The 18,182-nt window shown below is 55.8% G+C and carries 15 protein-coding genes; 4 read left to right on the top strand and 11 right to left on the bottom strand.

Going from position 1 to position 18,182, the window contains the following annotated elements; genetic code table 11:
- Window positions 1–202 precede the first annotated feature (202 nt).
- From OMR58_RS25015 to OMR58_RS25005, 3 genes are read right to left on the bottom strand one after another with little or no spacing between them, the layout of a single operon-like run.
- Complete coding sequence (locus OMR58_RS25015; RefSeq protein WP_105591550.1) at window positions 203–1,462, bottom strand: PTS ascorbate transporter subunit IIC; 1,260 nt, start codon at window positions 1,460–1,462, stop codon at window positions 203–205.
- Between the two features lie 12 nt (window positions 1,463–1,474).
- Complete coding sequence (locus tag OMR58_RS25010; RefSeq protein WP_105591549.1) at window positions 1,475–1,762, bottom strand: PTS sugar transporter subunit IIB; 288 nt, start codon at window positions 1,760–1,762, stop codon at window positions 1,475–1,477.
- Between the two features lie 19 nt (window positions 1,763–1,781).
- Window positions 1,782–2,225 (bottom strand): PTS sugar transporter subunit IIA, encoded by a 444-nt coding sequence (locus OMR58_RS25005; RefSeq protein ID WP_105591548.1) that lies wholly within the window; start codon window positions 2,223–2,225, stop codon window positions 1,782–1,784.
- A gap of 229 nt (window positions 2,226–2,454) precedes the next feature.
- Here OMR58_RS25005 and OMR58_RS25000 point away from each other — a divergent pair, with 229 nt between their 5' ends.
- The 3 genes from OMR58_RS25000 (at window position 2,455) to OMR58_RS24990 (ending at window position 5,454) form a co-directional block, all read left to right on the top strand.
- The gene (locus OMR58_RS25000) at window positions 2,455–3,645 is read left to right on the top strand and encodes a LacI family DNA-binding transcriptional regulator (protein WP_200559794.1); all 1,191 of its coding nucleotides are present in this window, start codon (window positions 2,455–2,457) and stop codon (window positions 3,643–3,645) included.
- 89 nt (window positions 3,646–3,734) lie between these two features.
- Window positions 3,735–5,192, top strand: a complete 1,458-nt coding sequence (locus tag OMR58_RS24995; RefSeq protein ID WP_200559795.1) for an AMP nucleosidase — start codon at window positions 3,735–3,737, stop codon at window positions 5,190–5,192.
- A 49-nt stretch (window positions 5,193–5,241) separates the two neighbouring features.
- Window positions 5,242–5,454 (top strand): hypothetical protein, encoded by a 213-nt coding sequence (locus OMR58_RS24990; protein ID WP_264547241.1) that lies wholly within the window; start codon window positions 5,242–5,244, stop codon window positions 5,452–5,454.
- Window positions 5,455–5,801: 347 nt separating this feature from the next.
- Here the strand turns inward: OMR58_RS24990 and OMR58_RS24985 are convergent, their stop codons facing one another.
- Window positions 5,802–6,116, bottom strand: coding sequence for a hypothetical protein (locus tag OMR58_RS24985; protein ID WP_264547240.1), 315 nt, complete (start codon window positions 6,114–6,116; stop codon window positions 5,802–5,804).
- 1,057 nt (window positions 6,117–7,173) lie between these two features.
- Here OMR58_RS24985 and OMR58_RS24980 point away from each other — a divergent pair.
- The gene (locus tag OMR58_RS24980) at window positions 7,174–8,229 is read left to right on the top strand and encodes a 2,3-butanediol dehydrogenase (RefSeq protein ID WP_105591545.1); all 1,056 of its coding nucleotides are present in this window, start codon (window positions 7,174–7,176) and stop codon (window positions 8,227–8,229) included.
- Window positions 8,230–8,708: 479 nt separating this feature from the next.
- Here OMR58_RS24980 and OMR58_RS24975 read toward each other — a convergent pair whose 3' ends face one another.
- The 7 genes from OMR58_RS24975 to OMR58_RS24945 all read right to left on the bottom strand — a co-directional run bounded on the left by OMR58_RS24975 (window position 8,709) and on the right by OMR58_RS24945 (window position 17,007).
- A complete protein-coding gene (locus OMR58_RS24975; RefSeq protein ID WP_264547239.1) occupies window positions 8,709–9,347 on the bottom strand; it encodes a hypothetical protein in 639 nt (212 codons plus the stop codon).
- Window positions 9,322–11,463, bottom strand: a complete 2,142-nt coding sequence (locus tag OMR58_RS24970; RefSeq protein ID WP_264547238.1) for a glucosaminidase domain-containing protein — start codon at window positions 11,461–11,463, stop codon at window positions 9,322–9,324. The genes OMR58_RS24975 and OMR58_RS24970 overlap by 26 nt, the downstream gene beginning before the upstream one ends.
- A 544-nt stretch (window positions 11,464–12,007) precedes the next feature.
- The gene (locus OMR58_RS24965) at window positions 12,008–12,781 is read right to left on the bottom strand and encodes a lipoyl protein ligase domain-containing protein (RefSeq protein WP_444861345.1); all 774 of its coding nucleotides are present in this window, start codon (window positions 12,779–12,781) and stop codon (window positions 12,008–12,010) included.
- A gap of 9 nt (window positions 12,782–12,790) precedes the next feature.
- Complete coding sequence (locus OMR58_RS24960; protein ID WP_264547237.1) at window positions 12,791–13,903, bottom strand: acetoin dehydrogenase dihydrolipoyllysine-residue acetyltransferase subunit; 1,113 nt, start codon at window positions 13,901–13,903, stop codon at window positions 12,791–12,793.
- Window positions 13,903–14,922, bottom strand: a complete 1,020-nt coding sequence (locus tag OMR58_RS24955) for an alpha-ketoacid dehydrogenase subunit beta (RefSeq protein ID WP_205067221.1) — start codon at window positions 14,920–14,922, stop codon at window positions 13,903–13,905. Before OMR58_RS24955 ends, OMR58_RS24960 begins: the two co-directional genes overlap by 1 nt.
- A gap of 10 nt (window positions 14,923–14,932) precedes the next feature.
- Window positions 14,933–15,931: a thiamine pyrophosphate-dependent dehydrogenase E1 component subunit alpha gene (locus OMR58_RS24950; protein WP_264547236.1), complete on the bottom strand. Its 999-nt coding sequence runs from the start codon at window positions 15,929–15,931 to the stop codon at window positions 14,933–14,935.
- A 41-nt stretch (window positions 15,932–15,972) separates the two neighbouring features.
- Window positions 15,973–17,007 carry an ATP-NAD kinase family protein gene (locus OMR58_RS24945; protein WP_264547235.1) on the bottom strand — a complete coding sequence of 345 codons (1,035 nt, stop codon included), beginning with the start codon at window positions 17,005–17,007 and terminating at the stop codon, window positions 15,973–15,975.
- Window positions 17,008–18,182: the final 1,175 nt, after the last annotated feature.

Raw genomic sequence — 18,182 nt, 5'->3', positions numbered from 1 at the left:
AATGATTATTGATTTCAATAAAAGATGTGATTTTTTGTGGGTTATTGTTTAGTAATGTGAATGTATCATTACTGACCGAAAAAATAACTTCGCGTGATCGGCAGCACGCGGGCCTTGCTGACCGGCGGCCGCAGAAACGAGCATAAAAAAAGAGGCGAAGATAACTTCGCCTCTTTTTCGGTCAGTCTGGCACTGATAGCGATTAGCGCACAATCAGCCCTAACAGGATACCAACCGCACCAAAGTCAGAGTCGCTGAAGGTGGTGTTGGCCAGGCCGATGCTGCCCAGTACCGGCAGCAGGAACACCGGGATAAAGGTGATCAGCAGACCGTTAGTGAAGGCACCGAGGATTGCACCGCGACGGCCGCCGGTGGCGTTACCGAACACGCCCGCTGCGGCACCGACGAAGAAGTGCGGCACCACGCCCGGAATAATCACCGTCATGTTCAGCGCATACAGCAGGAACATGCCCAGAACACCGGCTACGAAGCTGCTGAGGAAGCCAACCAGCACCGCGTTTGGCGCGTAAGGGAACACGACCGGGCAGTCGAGCGCCGGTTTGGCATTTGGCACCAGCTTGTCGGAGATGCCTTTGAACGCCGGAACGATCTCGGCAATCACCATACGCACGCCCTGCAGAACGATATATACACCGGCGGCGAAGGTAATCGACTGCATCAGGGAGAACATGAACCAGTTTTTGCCCCCGGCGTTCATCTCTTTTACCGCCGACGGACCGGCCACCAGACAGGTGAAAATAAAGATAAAGAACATGGTGAAGGCAATAGCAACCGGGGTGTCGCGCAGGAACAGCAGGCTTTTCGGGACCTGCATGTCCTCGGTGGACTTCTCTTTATTACCGAACTTGCTGCCGATAAACGCGGACAGCAGCTGGGAGATTGAGGAGAAGTGGCCGAAAGCAACATCGTCCGAACCGGTGACTTTTTTCATATACGGATGAATAATCGCCGGGAAGAACACCATCGAAACGCCCACCACCAGCGAACCGACCGCAATCAGGCTGGCACCGCGCATTCCGGCGGTAGACAGGATCACTGCCACCATCATCGACATAAACAGCGTGTGGTGACCGGTCAGGAAGATATATTTCCACGGGGTAAAGCGGGCAATCGCGATGTTAATCACCATGGCGAAGAACATAATCATCGCCATCTCTGTACCGAAGCTTTTCTGCGCCACGGCCACGATCGCTTCGTTGTTCGGCACCACGCCCGGAATACCGAAGGCGTGATGGAAGATCGCCGCAAAATCACCCAGCGAAGAAACAATCAGCCCGGCACCGGCACCGAGGATCAGGAAGCCCATCACGGTTTTCACCGTTCCCTTGATCACTTCAGTTGCGGGTTTCTTCTGTGCAACCAAACCAATCAGCGCAATCAGGCCAACCAGTATTGACGGCTCGGAGAGCACGTCACTCATTAAGAAACGGAAGAATTCCATTATGGCTCCTGATTATAACGCGCCGAGTTCCGACAGTGCGGCGGAGATACGCTCTTTCATCGCCGCTTTGTCTACCATGTTTTGCAGAGAGACGATTTTGCCGCCCACCTGCTGTGCAATCAGCTGCTCAGCGATATCGCTGGTGCCAACAAAGATATCGCTGGCGGTGCCTTTTGCCGAACCCAGGTCCACGTGATCGACTTCCGCCGCAACGCCCAGATCCTTCACGATATTTTTAATGCTCATTTCCATCATCAGGCTGGTGCCCAGGCCATTGCCGCATACCACGGTAATTTTCATATGTTGTTCCTCTGGTCGTTTAATAACGTGAAATAATGGATAAAATCTGTTCAACGCTGGTGGCAGCCATCAGCGCGTCGGTATCTTCAGGCGTGTCAAACAGCCCGGCGAGCGCGGTGATAATGCCGATATGGCTGTTGCTGTCGGTCGCCGCCAGCACAAACAGTAGCTTCACCGGGTCATTGCCCTCGGAATCAAAGTTCACGCCCTGCTGCACCAGCGTCAGGCTGATGCCCAGTTTATTCGCGCCTTCTTCCGGGCGAGCGTGGGGCATGGCAATACCGGGGCCAACGACATAGTACGGGCCAATCGCTTCATGCGAACGGTAGATAGCCTCAACATAGCGGGCTTCGATCGTACCGTTGTCACGTAATGGCTGGCAGGACAGCGCAACTGCGTGACGCCAGTCTTCACAGGCTGGTACAATCTGCACAACGTCAGCAGTCAGGAGTTCTTTCAACATTTATCGGTCACCTCTCTCTTTTCGCCCGAGCAGAGTAGTGTCGAACCGCCCGGAATAATGTGATAGAGATCTAAAAAGTTAACGCTAACTGTTAAAGCTATCAGTAACTGTGATCGGCATATCATTTGCTGGTTAACCAGTTGTTGTCTTTTATCCGGAACGGCACACTGTCAGCAGGGTAAATCATTGCGCGGCAGCGCCGCGTAACAGAGCGTTCAGGAGAACCAGGATGCGAAAGCGTCGTAGTAGTGGTCGCGTGACGCTACAGGATGTTGCTGACTATGTTGGCGTTGGAGTCATGACGGTGTCGCGAGTGATGCGCACGCCGGAGCTGGTGTCAGACAAAGTCCGCAGTGAAGTTGAAAAAGCCGCCCGCGCACTGGGTTATGAAGCCAGCACGCCCGCCGCCGAGCTGGCTGCCAGCCCGCAGCAGCGCGTCACCCTACAGGATGTGGCCCGCCACGCCGGGGTTGGGCAAATGACCGCATCGCGCGCGCTGCGTGACCCGTCGCAGGTTTCTGAAGCCTCCTTGAGGAAAGTGGAACAGGCGGTGCGTGAACTGGGCTACGTAACCAATCAGGCCGCCGCCGCGCTGGCTTCCCAGCAGTCGCATACCGTGGCGGTGCTCTATCCTTTTCAGCACGATCGTGCCAGCACCCGCTTCGTGCAGGCGCTACAGCACACCCTCAGCAATCAGCCGTTTCAGCTAATCATGGCCTGCCACGAATATCATCAGTACGGCGAAACGCCGCTGGTGGAAAAACTGCTTCAGCATCGCCCTTCCGCGCTGGTGCTGTTCGCCGCACAGCTGTCGCCGAAAACCTGCGAGATGCTGGAGTCATCGGAAGTGGTGACGGTCAACGTCTGCGGAGCCGGGCAGTTTTCCGCCGATCTGACGCTGAATATTGCCTTCAGCGACGCCGCCGAACGGCTGACCCGCACGCTGCTGGAAAAAGGCTATCGCCGCATTGCCTTTATCGGCGCACAGACCGATAACCGCCTGCATAAGCAGCAGCTGAACGGCTGGCACAGAGCGATGCTGGCGCACTATCAGAACGCCGACCTGATGATCACCGTGCCGGATGCACCGAGCCTGCAGTTTGGCCGCTTTGCGCTCGGTCAGCTGCTGCAAAACCAGCCGGATCTGGACGCGATTATTTGCAGCCACGAAGAGATCGCCATCGGCGTGCTGGCCGAATGCCAGCGGCGGCTGCTGAAGGTGCCTTACGATATGGCGGTGGCCTGCCTGGATGGTTCGACCGACTGCGATCACACCTTCCCGTCGCTGACCTCGATGCGGCTGAACTATGAAAAACTGGGCCAGCAGGTGGGCCAGCGGCTGATGGCGATGCTCGACGATGCGCCGCAACCGCTGGAAGAGCAGATTAAATTCGCCTTCGAACCGGGTGACAGCAGCTAAGCGCAATAAATAATTCCGGCATCCCCTCCTTTTGTCGTTATCTTCAGTTAGGCTGTTGGCAATACGGGAAAACGATGTAAGGAGATTGAATGACTTATTCTCAGAACCAGTCGCTGTCGGTTACCGAGGCACTGGACAAGCTGGAAGCGCAGTACGATGCCGCCGTCGCCGCCCTGCGCGATGCCATTACCGCCTTTATTGCCGACGGCAGCCTGCCGGACGCCGCAGCCCGCGCCAGCGGGCTGTTTGTTTATCCGCAGCTGCGCGTCAGCTGGGACGGCGTGGCCCCCAGCCAGCGCCTGACTCGCGCCTTTGGCCGCTTTACCCGCGCCGGATGCTACAGTACTACCGTCACCCGCCCGGCGCTGGCGCGCCACTATCTGAGCGAGCAGCTGGAGCTGCTGAGCAGCGAATACAGCGTATCCATTGAGGTACTGCCGTCGCAGCAGGAGATCCCCTTCCCTTACGTGATTGACGGCTCCGGCCTGGCGCTGGATCGCAGCATGAGCGCGGGCATTGCCCAGCACTTCCCGACCACCGAACTGTCGCAGATTGGCGATGAAAACGCCGACGGCCTGCTGGCTGTAGGTGAAACCTTCCCGCTGTCGCACTTCGATGCGCTGCGCACCGACTTTTCGCTGGCGCGCCTGCGCCACTACACCGGCACGCCGGTCGAAGATTTCCAGCCCTACGTGCTGTTTACCAACTACACCCGTTACGTCGATGAGTTCGTGCTGTGGGCCTGCGAGCAGATCGCCGATCCCGAATCGCCGTATCAGGCGCTGTCCTGCGCCGGTGGCATCACCATCACCCACGATACGCCGCACCCGGAGCAGACCGTTTCCGATCTGGCGTGGAAGAAGCACCAGATGCCTGCCTGGCATTTGATCGCCAAAAACGGCCAGGGGATCACTCTGGTGAATATCGGCGTTGGCCCGTCGAATGCCAAAACTATCTGCGATCACCTGGCGGTGCTGCGCCCGCACGCCTGGCTGATGATTGGCCACTGCGGCGGGCTGCGCGAAAGCCAGACCATCGGCGACTACGTGCTGGCGCACGCCTATCTGCGCGACGATCACGTGCTGGACGCGGTGCTGCCGCCGGATATCCCGATCCCGAGCATTGCCGAAGTGCAGCGCGCGCTGTACGACGCCACCAAGCTGGTCAGCGGCATGCCGGGCGAAGAGGTCAAGCAGCGGCTGCGTACCGGTACGGTGGTGACCACCGACGATCGCAACTGGGAGCTGCGCTATTCAGCCTCCGCGCTGCGCTTTAACCTCAGCCGCGCGGTGGCGGTGGATATGGAGAGTGCGACCATTGCCGCACAGGGCTATCGCTTCCGCGTACCGTACGGCACGCTGCTGTGCGTCTCCGATAAGCCGCTGCACGGGGAGATTAAGCTACCTGGCCAGGCGAACCGCTTCTACGAAGGAGCGATTTCCGAGCATCTGCAAATCGGCATTCGCGCGATCGATCTGCTGCGCGCCGAGGGCGATCGTCTGCACTCGCGCAAGCTGCGTACCTTTAACGAACCGCCGTTCCGTTAAGCATTAGCCGGGCATCTGCCCGGTGAGATTAAAGGCTGGAGAGTGAAGCGTGCTCTCCGCCTTCAACATTTTCGGCGTTACTCATGGTGGTGATGTAAAAATAGGTGATGGTGTTTCAATAACTCTTATTCCGCATACATCCTATCTGAAAAATACACCGGACTATAACTATGATACACAACAATTGTCGCTAATAGACTCTCGTACCTTGGTGGGGCGGTTTGAGACTACAACTGATGCCCAAGGTAAATTTGAATTTTAAAACCTTTCGCCAGAGGATTGCAAAATCAACGGCATGATGACTTTGAATGAAAATTATATACTTCAGATAGTAACCATCATGGAAATTATCACTATTAAGGACGGTGAAGTAACTTCTGTGAAGCCTGATTGATTCAGTTATGTCGCTAGATAAATAAGGCGCAATACGCCTTATTTATAATTGAATTTCTGGGTGAGTTTTAAGTACCTTGCTCCTGTAGTTATTACATATCTCTTTCTTTTTTTAATATTATGAGGTACCAAAAAAAAATCCCTAAAGGCTAAGGTCGATACCAGGACTCTGCCAAGATAATCAGGCAAACCGGTTGACACGTCACTAATTAGGTATTAACGGCGCTTTCCTCCAAATGCAGAGCCATCAACGCAATAATTTAATAAATCTCTCTTGATACCTTTTGCTTTATCCAAATCAAAGCCTTTACAGAAGCGGCAAAGTCGTTTTGTCGTACCATCCGTGTATGAATAGATCCAGTTTTCTAAATGAATCACCTTGCACCTGTCGCATTTCAAATACCCTGACACTTTCTTACCTCGGAGACTAGAGAGAACGACTTTCTCTTTTCGCTTCTTTTCTGGTTTATTGCTATTATCCGTCTTAGCTACTACCTTTTCAGCAAGAAGACTTTGCTTATTTTTTCTCATCACTCCCTCTCGTCACATAGATAGGTTCAATACAACATTTAGCATAGTTTCTTATTGCGCGCACTGCAAAAACGGCTTGTCCACGAATTCCTCGCTGAGCTGAAAATAGTACCCATAAAAAACGCTCAGAATAAGGCTATGATTTACCGCCTCATCCTCACCCCTCAACAACCTGTCTTTTCCGTTTTTAAAACCCCACGCCAGCGTTTATCATCTGCGCTCAATAGTAAGTAAAATTTTATTTAGGCGTGGAAAGATTATTAGGCACACCAGACGGCGAGAAGGACGAGTTCACGCGCGAGATGACAACCTCAGACATGGACAGGTGGGTATCCGAGAACATCGGACTGTCCCGCTGCGCCGTTGAGACGGAGCTATTTGCGACGAAATGGTTTGACTATCGCAACATGCACCGCTTGTTGCCACCTGCACGTTCTCTGAAATCTATAAGGTCGAATACGCACGCATCATGCTCACGCACGGTCGTGAAGACTTCAAGCGAGCGGCATATCGCATCGGCCTGAAACTTGTTGTGTATCAGGATCACGGTAATGGGCATAAAGACGTCCCTATGGCGTGCTCGTTAGTTTGCGGATAAGTATTGTTGTTCGTATGACAATTACATCTCAACGATACTCAGCATCGCGGCGCAGCGTATCTGGACAAACCTCCCACATCTTTGGCAAGACGACCTTGTCAAGATATTTGAGCAGAAGCTGTCCCGTCGTTCCCAGATCCGCATCGACGATAACATCTTCAGCTATCACTATTCACCGCGTCCCCTTAGCCCTTCAATATTGTCCGACTACTTTTCAACACGCCTACGGTTTTTTTTATTCGCACACGCGTTACACCTGTAACGGTGCACCTGTTACACCCGTCCATATCGTTACACCTGCAACGCCACTGCATCACTTTTAAGATGATGAATTTTATGATTTTTATTTTAATCATATTTTGTGGCACGCCTTTCGCATTCTCCAGCGCGAGTACCTGCTCCGGCCCTGCTGACACCACGGCAATGGACAGGTTTAAAGCCAATCTCAGGGGAATAACTATGAAAGCAGCACGTTGGTATCAGGCTCGCGACATTCGTATTGATGATATTGAGGAACCGACGGTTTCCGCAGGGAAGGTAAAAATCAAAGTCGCGTGGACCGGGATCTGCGGCAGCGATCTGCACGAATATCTTGCCGGCCCGATTTTTGTGCCGGTAGAAAAGCCGCATAAAATCAGCGGCGATATCGCACCTATCGTGATGGGCCATGAATTTTCGGGTGAAGTGGTAGAAGTGGGCAGCGGCGTCACCAAATTCAAAGCCGGTGACCGCGTGGTGGTTGAGCCGATCCTCTCCTGCCAGGAGTGTGAAGCCTGCCGCGAAGGCAAATACAACCTGTGTGGCGATTTGGGCTTCCACGGCCTGTCCGGCGGCGGCGGCGGTTTCTCCTCCTTCACCGTGGTTGCTGAGCACATGGTTCACCGTATGCCAGACTCCCTTTCCTACGAGCAGGGTGCGCTGGTTGAGCCTGCGGCCGTTGCGCTGCACGCGGTGCGCATGAGCAAGCTGAAAGCCGGTGATAAAGCGGTGGTGTTCGGCGCGGGTCCGATTGGCCTGCTGGTGATCGAAGCGCTGCGCGCAGCCGGTGCGGCAGAGATCTATGTGGTTGAGTTGTCGCCGCAGCGTTCAGAGAAAGCGCGCGAGCTGGGCGCACGTCTGGTTATCGATCCGAGCAAAGAAGATGCGGTTGCGCGTATTCGCGAGCTGACCAACGGCGGCGTTGACGTGTCGTTCGAAGTGACCGGCGTGCCGGTGGTGCTGAAGCAGTGTATCGACAGCACCCGCTACGAAGGCGAAACCATTATTGTGTCTATCTGGGAAGGCGAAGCGTCATTCCATCCGAACAAGGTGGTGCTGGCCGAGCGCAACATTAAGGGCATTATCGCCTACCGTCATATTTTCCCGGCGGTAATGGATCTGATGACTCAGGGTTATTTCCAGGCGGATAAGCTGGTGACCAAGCGTATTGATTTGGCCGATCTGGTTGAGCAAGGTTTTGATGCGCTGGTGAAAGAGAAGCAGCAGGTTAAGATTCTGGTGCGTCCACCGCAGTAAGTTTTTGTTAGTCCACCGTTTGGTGGGTTGAAGAGCTGATAAAGCCACTGTCATTGCGACGGTGGCTTTTTTTGTGGGGAGGCTGTGGGTCGGGAGGCAGTCTGTACGGCTGGCGGCCGGTCCTCGCGCCACGCATGCGTGGTGCCTTCGACTACAGCATCCGGCCGGTCGGACCGGCGAAGACGGTACTTCCTTGTACCGACTCCGCCTGACACCAGCGTCCTGCTGGCGTCTCCTGGCCTGCTGCTTTCGCCTCAGCGCTGCGGATTACCCGCCAACCGTACAGACTGCATCCCTTTTGGCAAATTTCTCGCTGTATTACGAGCACAGATCAGGCGTTTTCTTGCACTGGCAGTAATCATGGAAACTGTGGAGGTTACGGAGGTAATTACACAAATTGATGTACAGGCTCGTTTTTTCACTTACAGAGCAACAGATCATGCGTTGAAAGAAAGGATCTTCTCGAGATCCTTTCTTTCTCATTGTCTTGGCCCAATTTGTTTTCCTGTCGCAGTGATTGAGTCAGTATGAAGCCAACCACTTACTGACTCCCCATTCTTTTTAAAATAAATAACTGAGGAAAAATTATTATAATTAAGGTAAGCATTAACCATGTTATTTTTAACTATAAATAGATCCTTTTTTTTGCATTTCTCATTCGGGGCAGTATAAAAATAAGATCTACCAGCACTAACTTTATACCCTGAGTTCTCAGATGAAATCTGCTCACCATTTTTCGTGGCTATATTATTTAACTCACCACATTGTGCGTCATCATTTTTCAACTCTCTAAATACGTCATCATCACTACCTTCATCCGTATATATGAGACCGGTTTTTTTATCTATTTTCATGTCAAAAATTTTAGCCGAAACACTATCATCACCAGGGCACTCTACTTTTGAATGATTTTCCTTTACAGATATAAAATAATAATCCGTATAACCTTCATCAATATCGAAACTCAAGCACTCACCTTTCACTGATGTAAGTGCATTATCATAAATGGCGTTATACACCTTAAGCGTCAACTCATCGCGAGTAGCCCCACATGCTGAGAAACTAAAAACAATTGAAAAAACAAGTAAAATTTTATTTATCAAATTCATAGAAATCATACCTCCTCATTAAATGAATAAGTTTTGTTGCATAATTAGGATCGGTGGCATATCCTGCATTAGCCACTTCAGTTATAAACTCATTAGGCTGCTCTATGTACAAAAATGCTGGTTTATATCGTTTGTTGCCACTTAAGAAATGACCGTAATCATCTGCAGATTCAGCATAATTAGAATATGCTCTAAAAGTATCATTTATATGAATAACTTTCCCATTTATAACCTCAGTCGTTCCAAATGAAACACTATTTCCCGAGGGAGATTTTCCTTTTATACCGAAATACGCATTATTTTTTACATGCAATCCCCAACCAGACTCTAAAGCTGACTGGGCAAGCAACACGGATGCCGGAATGCCCCATTTAGACGCTGTAGACATTGCAGCCTCTGAAGCCATATCAAGAAAATCTTGAACATTCTTGGGCCTATTTGTTTTCTTATCACGTTTCACCGCAATAGCATCAAGAAACACAATCGGATGCATATGCCACAACGCTTCGCTGCTGCGGATCTCCGGTACATCCTTCATCCACACCAGTTTATTGATGAAATCACGGTTATACAGTGCCATGTCCGGGTACTTCTTTGCCTGTTCATTCAGTGCGGCCTGCCACAGAGCTGACATGCCATCCTTCAGCCATTCGCTGTGGTGTTTCACCACAAAGCGCTGCACCTGATATTGGATATGCGGCTGCGAGTTGTGCAGAAATCGCCACAGTTCGCCGGCATCAATCACACCATCCTGGTTCAGATCCATCTGTTTCAGCAGCTTCTGGTACTGCTCGGTGTAGCTCGAGGAATACATATCCCGCGTTTCACTCCGGGCCAGCGCTTCCAGCTGCCCGTACACCTGGTGCAGCCAGCTCTCTTTCGGCGTCTGGAAAATGCTTTCTGGCGCATCCTCCTGCTCCAGTGGCATGAATCCCCGCTTTTCGAGATCGAACTGGTTCGCTCTCTCCACGTCTTCCGCCGCCATCCATGCCAGTTCGCCCGGAATGTAATACCAGGTCTTTCCATCTGCTTCCAGCTGGCGACACTCGCTTTCCGGGGTGTATCGCTCTGCGGTTGTGGGGGAAGGGTCTCCCCCCACGCCGGCCACAACAAACGAATTGTCCTGCTCTCGGTGCTTCCAGCGCGTTTTATCCGCCAGCGTGTGCAGCTCTGCCGCACCGGTCGTCACCCCGGCCTTGTTAGCCAGAAAATCTTTCATCCGGGTATCCTGGCTGAAAACCTCCAGATGACAGAAGTGCAGTGGTCCGCCAGACGGACGTTCGTTCAGACTCAGGTGACCGATAATCTCCCCGGCTTTCACCGTCAGCGCATCCTCGCCGGACACCGTCACCACCTTATTAAACACCCCGTACTGACGGGCTACCTGCATCCACGCCGGCGACGCATTGCCCTGTCGCCTCACAAACTTATCCAGCCCGGAAATCCAGCCGGATTCCCCGACTGATAATCCGCTTTTCGTGGCTTCTGGTACCGACACCACGGACACGAAAATAAAAGGGGCCGGCTTGCCGTTCAACAGGAATGAAGCCTCCTGCTTAATCTCCACCACGGAACCACGTGGCAGGGTGGTATGCGTATCCTGCGGTACCTCATAGTAACGCAGCGCATCACGAGGAACGTTGACTCCCTCCCTCAGCCCGCTGCGTATCCAGCCGGGAGAGGTGTTGTCCTGACGAATTTTCAGCGTACTGGCGGTCACGGTCGCGGTCGGCGTATCCGTAATGCCATATTCAGACATAGGAGCTATCTGCATCCACAACGTAAAGAAATCCAGCGCATTATCGGGCTTGTCTTTATCCGGGGTACAGGTGGACTTGATGAGGACGAAGGTGGAGCTGAATTTCAGCGTCTTTTTGCCATATGTTACCGTCTGATAATCGTCATTCAGCCGCCAGGCCACCACCTGACCATCGGTCATGCATTTCAGGCCGTGACTGTCCGTTTTAAAGACGGTATTACTGGCAAAGCCATCACAGAGATGAATACCACCATGCCAGTGCTCAGCCTGCTTCATCAGCCAGTGAGTGTCTCCCTCACTCCCTTGCATGGCCTCCATGAACTCCTTTGCCGAACGGTAGCCGTCAATTGGCAGCACCATTTTCATCCTGTTCTCCCTGAACTTATGATGGTTATTTCCCCATCATACACCGGATGCGACTTAACCAGCATTTTCTATATTGTGTAATCAGTTACTTAACATCTGACTGTAGCGGAGAAGATGCCTTTGTCGCACAGGCGCAGCCGGTGGGTCTGAAGAGCAATAAAAACTACCAAAGGAAAGAGAGGAAACTCAAAGTAGATACATTCCGAACATCGTCTTTCAGCTTTTAGCCTTAAGCAGACGACACCCGTATCAAAGCGCAGACCGGCGGGTCCCGCAATCGGGTAATCCGCAGCGCTGAACGCAGAAAGGAAGCCAGGATTCACCCGCATGGACGCGGGTGAAAGTCGCAGCCGGGCCAGGACGGCCCGTCTGTGGCGGTCCGACAGGCTGACGCACGAAGTGAAGGCACCACGCAACGCGTGGCGCGAGGACCCGCCCGACTGCGGGATCCGCCGGTCAGCGCGATCCCCGATCCGCCAGCGAACCAGCGAACCAGCGAACCAGCGAACCAGCGAACCAGCGAACCAGCGAACGATTATTACCCCTATCGCTGCCGCGGAACACCCGCACGACCAATCGCCGCCAGCAGCGCATCCACCATCTCCTCCCGCAAATACATATCCGCATCCGACAGCATCTGCGCCACACTCACCGTCTTCGACGCCTGATAAAAACGCCCGCTGCCCAGCGCCGCCTCAAACCGATTGGCATACTGATGCGCCTGCGCCAAATCCACATCCACCAGCAGCACCGCATGCGCCAGCACCACATGACAGCGCGGCCCGTCGACGGGCTGATTCGCCACCGACTGCCAGTACTGCGCCGTACCGGCAATCTTGCGAGCAGCATCGCCCTCACCGCAGGCCAGATTGTACCGCCCGTCGCAGAACGACCCTTCCACCGCCTGCCACCCTGTCGGCACACCCAAATCCAGCAGCGCATCGCTCAGCATATCGCAGAGATGTTCGTACACACCCTCCGCCGCCTCGCCCAGCGTGCGCCACATCGGATAGGCCAGACTGATGTTGATAATCCCCGGCCCCTGCGGCACCAGCCCGCCGCCGGACTTGCGTAAAAACACCGGGCAGCCGGCATCAGCGAACTGCGCCCTCACCTCATCCAGCCCGGCGAAGCGCTTATAGCTGCCCGGCACGACCAGCGACGGCGGCGAATGCCACAGCAGCGCCACCGCTTCACCAGCCGCAGCGCGGGCGTACAGCCCGGCCTCGGCTAGCGTGGGATCGGCGCTAAACATCAGCCGTGGGGAAAGCAGAGAAAACGAGCCGCCGAAATCGGCGGCCGGGGAAGCATCCTTCATCTGGTACCTTTATTCACTACCCGTATGCTGCTGTAACAGCCGGTTCACCTCCGCCGCCTTCTCCATCTGCGGCATATGCCCGGCCCCGCTAATCCGCTCGACCCGACTGCCCGCTGGGGCATTATCGGCATGGTGCGCCGGGATAATCGCATCGTCTTCACCCCATATCAGCAGCAGCGGCACGCTGCCGTTGAGCTGCTGACCCGGCTGTGAAGACTGCTTCCCGCCCGAGAACAGGCTGTCCTGAAGCTGTTGCAGACAATCGCTGACGCCATCAAGCCGTTTGTATTTAAGCAAATCATCCAGCATCTGGCGACTGACTAATTCCGTATCGGCAAACAGTAATTCCACAACCGGTTTGAGATCGCGCCGCGACTGGGCATCGATAAAGCCTTGAGTGTAGGCTTCATTCACCTCTTCGCCAAAGCCACCGCTGCCGATCAGCGACAGCGAACGCACGCGCTGCGGCGCATCCAGCGCCAGCTGCGCGGCAATAGCACCGCCAAGCGAATGCCCGACCAGATGTGCGGCGGGCAGGTCCAGCGCCTGCATAAAGTCAGCGACAAACGCCGCCAGATCGCTCAGGCTGCTGCCGGTCAGCCGGGTTTCTGTCTGGCCGTGTGCGGGGAGATCCAGCGCCACCACCGTCGATTCCGGGAAGGCATCGAGGTTGAACAGCCAGTTATTCAGATCGCCGCCGAAGCCGTGAATAAACAGCACCGTATCATCGCCGTCACCCTGGCGGATATATCGCACCCGCAGGCCGTTTACCACAATATAACGGTCGGATGAAACCTGCTCGTCTTCGTCATCATCCGTCGCCGGAACCACCCAGTCTGCAATAAACGCGTCGATCTGCGCATCGCTGACCGCCTCCGGCGCCATTACGCCAAGCAGTGCCTTGACCGGCAGCACGTCGCCCTCTTCCGCCACTTTGCGCCGCAGAATACCGGCATCGGTGGCCTCGACCGCGTTGGCGATTTTATCGGTTTCCACATTAAGAATCGGCATACCGGTGACGATCTCATCGCCCACCTCCACCAGCCACTCGTTAACCGTGCCTTCGCGCATCGACAGCCCCCACTTGGGCATCACCACCGGGGTGATTGTTGTTTCGCTCATCACTGTTTTCCTCTGTAGCCCAGGGTGCGTTTCACCGCTTCAATAATCCGCTCGGCGCTGGGGATGTAGCGATCCTCCAGCGAAGGCGAGAACGGCACCGGGGTATGCGGCGCGCAGACCATCTCAATCGGTGCTTTCAGTGCGCTAAATGCCTGCTGGCACACCAGCGCGGAGATATCAGTAGCGATATTGCAGCGCGGATGGGCTTCATCCACCACCACCAGCCGCCCGGTGTTTTCCACCGTTTCAATCACCGTATCGACATCCAGCGGCGACAGCGAACGCAGATCCACCACCTCCACGTCGATGCCCTGTTTCGCCAGCTGCTGCGCCGCATCCAGCGCACGGTGCACCATCAGGCCGTAGGTGATAATCGATACGTCGCTGCCGTCGCGCACGATGCTGGCTTCGCCAAACGGAATGGCATAGGGTTTTTCCGGCACGTCGCCTTCCAGGCCGTAGAGGTTTTTATGCTCACAGAAGATCACCGGATCGTTATCGCGAATGGCCTGAATCAGCATGCCTTTGGTGTCATAGGGCGTGCTCGGGCAGACCACTTTCAGGCCGGGAATATGGGTAAAGATCGGCGTCAACATCTGCGAGTGCTGGGCAGCAGCGCGGAATCCGGCCCCGACCATTGCGCGGATCACTACCGGGGTTTCGGCCTTGCCGCCGAACATATAGCGGAACTTGGCCGCCTGGTTGAAGATCTGGTCAAAGCAGACGCCCATAAAATCGATAAACATCAGCTCGGCGATAGGACGCATGCCGCAGGCCGCCGCGCCCACCGCCGCGCCCACATAGGCCGATTCCGACAGCGGCGTATCCAGCAGTCGGTCGCCGTGTTTGGCATACAGCCCCTTGGTCACCCCCAGCACGCCGCCCCAGGCATCTTTTTCGCCGTCGCCGCCCATGCCGCCGACAATATCCTCACCCAGCATAATCACGCTCGGGTCGCGAGCCATTTCCTGATCGATCGCTTCGTTGATCGCCATTTTCATGCTTAATTTACGCGCCATGATCGAACCCTCAGTAGCTTACATAGACATCGGATAACAGGTCGTCAGCATCCGGTTCCGGTGCCGCTTTCGCCTCCTGAACCGCCTGCTCAATCAGCGCGGCCACCTCGCGGTCAACATCGTTAAACGCCGCCGTACTGACCACGCCAGCGCCCTCCACCTGCGCGCGAAACAGCTTGAGGCAGTCCTGATTCGCGCGGATATACTCCAGCTCGTCGCGCCCGCGATAGGTCTGCGCATCACCTTCAAAGTGGCCGTAGAAACGGACCATTTTGCACTCCAGCAGCGCGGGGCCGCCGCCTTCCCGCGCGCGGCGGATCAGCTCTCCGGCGGTTTCATACACCGCAAAGAAGTCGGTGCCGTCAACGGTCACACCCGGCAGGCCAAAGCCCGCTGCACGGTCTACGTAGCTGTCTACCGCCGTGGCGTAGCTGCGCGAAGTCGCCTCCGCATAGCCGTTGTTTTCAATCACAAAGATCACCGGCAGATTCCACACAGCCGCCAGATTCAGGCTTTCAAGGAAGGTGCCCTGGTTGGCCGCGCCGTCCCCGGCGAAGGTGATGCCGATTTCGCCCTTGCCGCGAAACTTCGCCGCCAGCGCCGCGCCGCAGACCAGCGGTGCCCCCGCGCCCAGGATGCCGTTGGCACCCATCATGCCCTTGCTGAGATCGGCGATGTGCATCGATCCACCCTTGCCGTTGCAGGCACCGCCGGTTTTACCGTAGATCTCCTTCATCATCGCAATGACGTCCACGCCCTTGGCGATGCAATGCCCGTGGCCGCGGTGGGTACTGGCGATACGATCGCCGTCGCCCAGATGCGAGAGGATGCCCACGGCGGTGGCCTCTTCCCCGGCGTAAAGATGGACGAAGCCGGGAATATCGCCGCGCGAGAAGTCGACGTGCAGGCGCTCTTCGAAATCGCGGATAGTGCGCATACGACGATAAACGTTCAGCAGCTGCTCAGCGCTGAGCTGGCTGCCGGGATTGCTTGCTTCTCTGGTGTTCATAGTGTTCTCCAGATGGTCGGGTGGATACGCATCACGGCCGGTCAGGCACCGTGACGCAGTAATTGAGCCTGGGCGGCGTAGTGCAGGCAGGCATTGATATCGAGCGAGCGGAAGGCGCGCTCGCGCAGGGAGATGATGACGCGCTGCGTCGGGTTGAAGCTGAGTTCGCGCTCACCGTCGACGGCGATCACTCCCTGGCGCAGCAGGGTCGGCTGCGGCACGCCGTGCTGCAGGGGCTGCCAGTGGGCGATGTCGACTTCGCTGAGGACACCGGGCGCAACGGGGGCCAGCAGACGGCAGCCACCGGACCCAAAGGTGATTTGCAGGCCGTCGTTTTCGCGGCGGCCCACGGGCTGAAGCAGGCCGCCGATGGCCGACAGCCCCACCGCCTGCGGTTCGGCAAAGCTGAGGAAAAGCTGGGAGAGCGCGCCGGTACTCCATATCGATCGCGCGCCGATAAACTGTTCGCCGGTGATAGCGGCATCGACCAGCGCGATATCGCGGCGCAGGGTTCCATCGGATTCGGTGATAACGATGTCCAGCCATTTGTTCCACACCAGCGCTTTTTCTACCGGGATGCGGCCGCTGGCGTAGAGCCCGAGCGCCAGGCCGAGCACCGTCGGTTCGCGCATTTCCGGCCAGGCGTTATTGGTGCCGGTTGAGAGGCCGACGATGGGGACTTCGCCGCAGTGGCGGGCCACGGCGCGATGGGTGCCGTCACCGCCGAGCACGACGATGGCGGCTGCACCTGCCTGCTGCATCCATTTCGCCGCTTCGAAGGTGTCCTGTACGGTGGCGGTGACCGTGCCGGGCAACCAGTCCAACTGCGGCAGTCGCCAGTCCGGGCGCTGGGCCAGTTCACGCAGCAGCAGTGCCCGCAGCCCTTCGCGATCCGGCATCATGCGGACTTCGCCGATGCCACAGGCGGCCAGTGAGGCCATCAGGCGCAGGAGCAGGTTGACGCGTTCGGCCAGCGGCAGCGTGCCGGCATGGCCGACGACGCGGCGGATGTCGCGAGCGGATACCGGGTTAGCGATGATGCCGACCCAGGGGCGTGGCGCGTGGCTGTGTATCATTTGCGTCTCTCCATAATCAACTGGCAGAGATAACGCAAGGGTTGTGCCATATATGTAAAATAAAAGTTAAAACATTGTGATTCAGATGGTTATTAATAGGGTGAAGGCGTTCGCTGCCTGGGGAGTGTTACAGCTGTCACCTGTTCGGTATGTGGTTGAGTGGACAGGTGTAAAGCGATGGGATGTGATGGGATTTGTCGCGGTGGGATTGGTGGAGAAAGCCTGGCCATTGATCAGGTACAGTTGCTGTTAAAATTGAGCCAGGTTCCCAGCCCTGGCGACGGCTGCCGGCCGGTCCTCGCGCCACGCGCTGCGTGGTGCCTTCGGTTACAGCTACTGGCCTGTCGGACCGGCAGAGACGCTACGTCCATGTAGCGACCCCGCCTGACGCCAGCTTCCCTGCTGGCGTCTCCTGGCCATCCGCTTCCACCTCAGCGCTGCGGATTGCCCTTCAGCCGCCGCCAGGGCTGTGCCCCATTCCGGATTTTTTCGTCGCTTTAAAGGGGCATTCAGCAGACTGGTTTTGCTGTCTGGCAATTTGAGTGCTGAACAAAAAAAGGAAGCCAGAGTACGAACGTAGGAAGCAGACGCAAACTTAGGTTGGCACAGCATTGGCTGGCATCCGATATCGCAAATCAATAGCAGGGATATCTTTTACCTGAACACAACTCTGCAATTACGGCGCTGACGGGGGGCTGCCACGACTGGCAATCCACAGCGCTGAACGGAGAGAGGAAGACAGGATAAGCCCGCAGGACGCGGGCGCAAGGCTCGGTCGGCACACGGATGTGCCATCTGAGCCGCTCCGACAGGCTGACGAACGCAGTGAAGGCACCACGCCACGCGTGGCGCGAGGACCCGCCAGTCGTGGCAACCCCCCGTCGGCGTAGGCCACAAAATCGCCAGAAAACACCATTCAGATTAACTGAAATTACCCTCACCATCGGTGTCTATCAGGTATTACCTTTGCCATTACTCTGGCTGGCATCCGATATCGCAAATCAATAGCAGGAATATCTTTTACCTGAACACAGCTCTGCAATCACGGCGCTGACGGGGGGCTGCCACGACTGGCAATCCACAGCGCTGAACGGAGAGAGGAAGCCAGGATAAGCCCGCAGGACGCGGGCGCAAGGCTCGGTCGGCACACGGATGTGCCGTCTGAGCCGGTCCGA

It is taken from the genome of Erwinia sp. INIA01 (assembly GCF_025947915.1).
Classification (GTDB): Bacteria; Pseudomonadota; Gammaproteobacteria; order Enterobacterales; family Enterobacteriaceae; genus Erwinia; species Erwinia coffeiphila.
Note: the sequence above shows the minus strand (reverse complement) of the source record. Positions and strands in the feature narration are given on the sequence as shown.

Bases quoted from the DNA above. Each gene is read 5' to 3' on its own strand.
- OMR58_RS25015 (WP_105591550.1), bottom strand. From the start codon at position 1,462: ATGGAATTCTTCCGTTTCTTAATGAGTGACGTGCTCTCCGAGCCGTCA.
- OMR58_RS25010 (WP_105591549.1), bottom strand. From the start codon at position 1,762: ATGAAAATTACCGTGGTATGCGGCAATGGCCTGGGCACCAGCCTGATG.
- OMR58_RS25005 (WP_105591548.1), bottom strand. From the start codon at position 2,225: ATGTTGAAAGAACTCCTGACTGCTGACGTTGTGCAGATTGTACCAGCC.
- OMR58_RS25000 (WP_200559794.1), top strand. From the start codon at position 2,455: ATGCGAAAGCGTCGTAGTAGTGGTCGCGTGACGCTACAGGATGTTGCT.
- OMR58_RS24995 (WP_200559795.1), top strand. From the start codon at position 3,735: ATGACTTATTCTCAGAACCAGTCGCTGTCGGTTACCGAGGCACTGGAC.
- OMR58_RS24985 (WP_264547240.1), bottom strand. From the start codon at position 6,116: ATGAGAAAAAATAAGCAAAGTCTTCTTGCTGAAAAGGTAGTAGCTAAG.
- OMR58_RS24980 (WP_105591545.1), top strand. From the start codon at position 7,174: ATGAAAGCAGCACGTTGGTATCAGGCTCGCGACATTCGTATTGATGAT.
- OMR58_RS24975 (WP_264547239.1), bottom strand. From the start codon at position 9,347: ATGATTTCTATGAATTTGATAAATAAAATTTTACTTGTTTTTTCAATT.
- OMR58_RS24970 (WP_264547238.1), bottom strand. From the start codon at position 11,463: ATGAAAATGGTGCTGCCAATTGACGGCTACCGTTCGGCAAAGGAGTTC.
- OMR58_RS24965 (WP_444861345.1), bottom strand. From the start codon at position 12,781: ATGAAGGATGCTTCCCCGGCCGCCGATTTCGGCGGCTCGTTTTCTCTG.
- OMR58_RS24960 (WP_264547237.1), bottom strand. From the start codon at position 13,903: ATGAGCGAAACAACAATCACCCCGGTGGTGATGCCCAAGTGGGGGCTG.
- OMR58_RS24955 (WP_205067221.1), bottom strand. From the start codon at position 14,922: ATGGCGCGTAAATTAAGCATGAAAATGGCGATCAACGAAGCGATCGAT.
- OMR58_RS24950 (WP_264547236.1), bottom strand. From the start codon at position 15,931: ATGAACACCAGAGAAGCAAGCAATCCCGGCAGCCAGCTCAGCGCTGAG.
- OMR58_RS24945 (WP_264547235.1), bottom strand. From the start codon at position 17,007: ATGATACACAGCCACGCGCCACGCCCCTGGGTCGGCATCATCGCTAAC.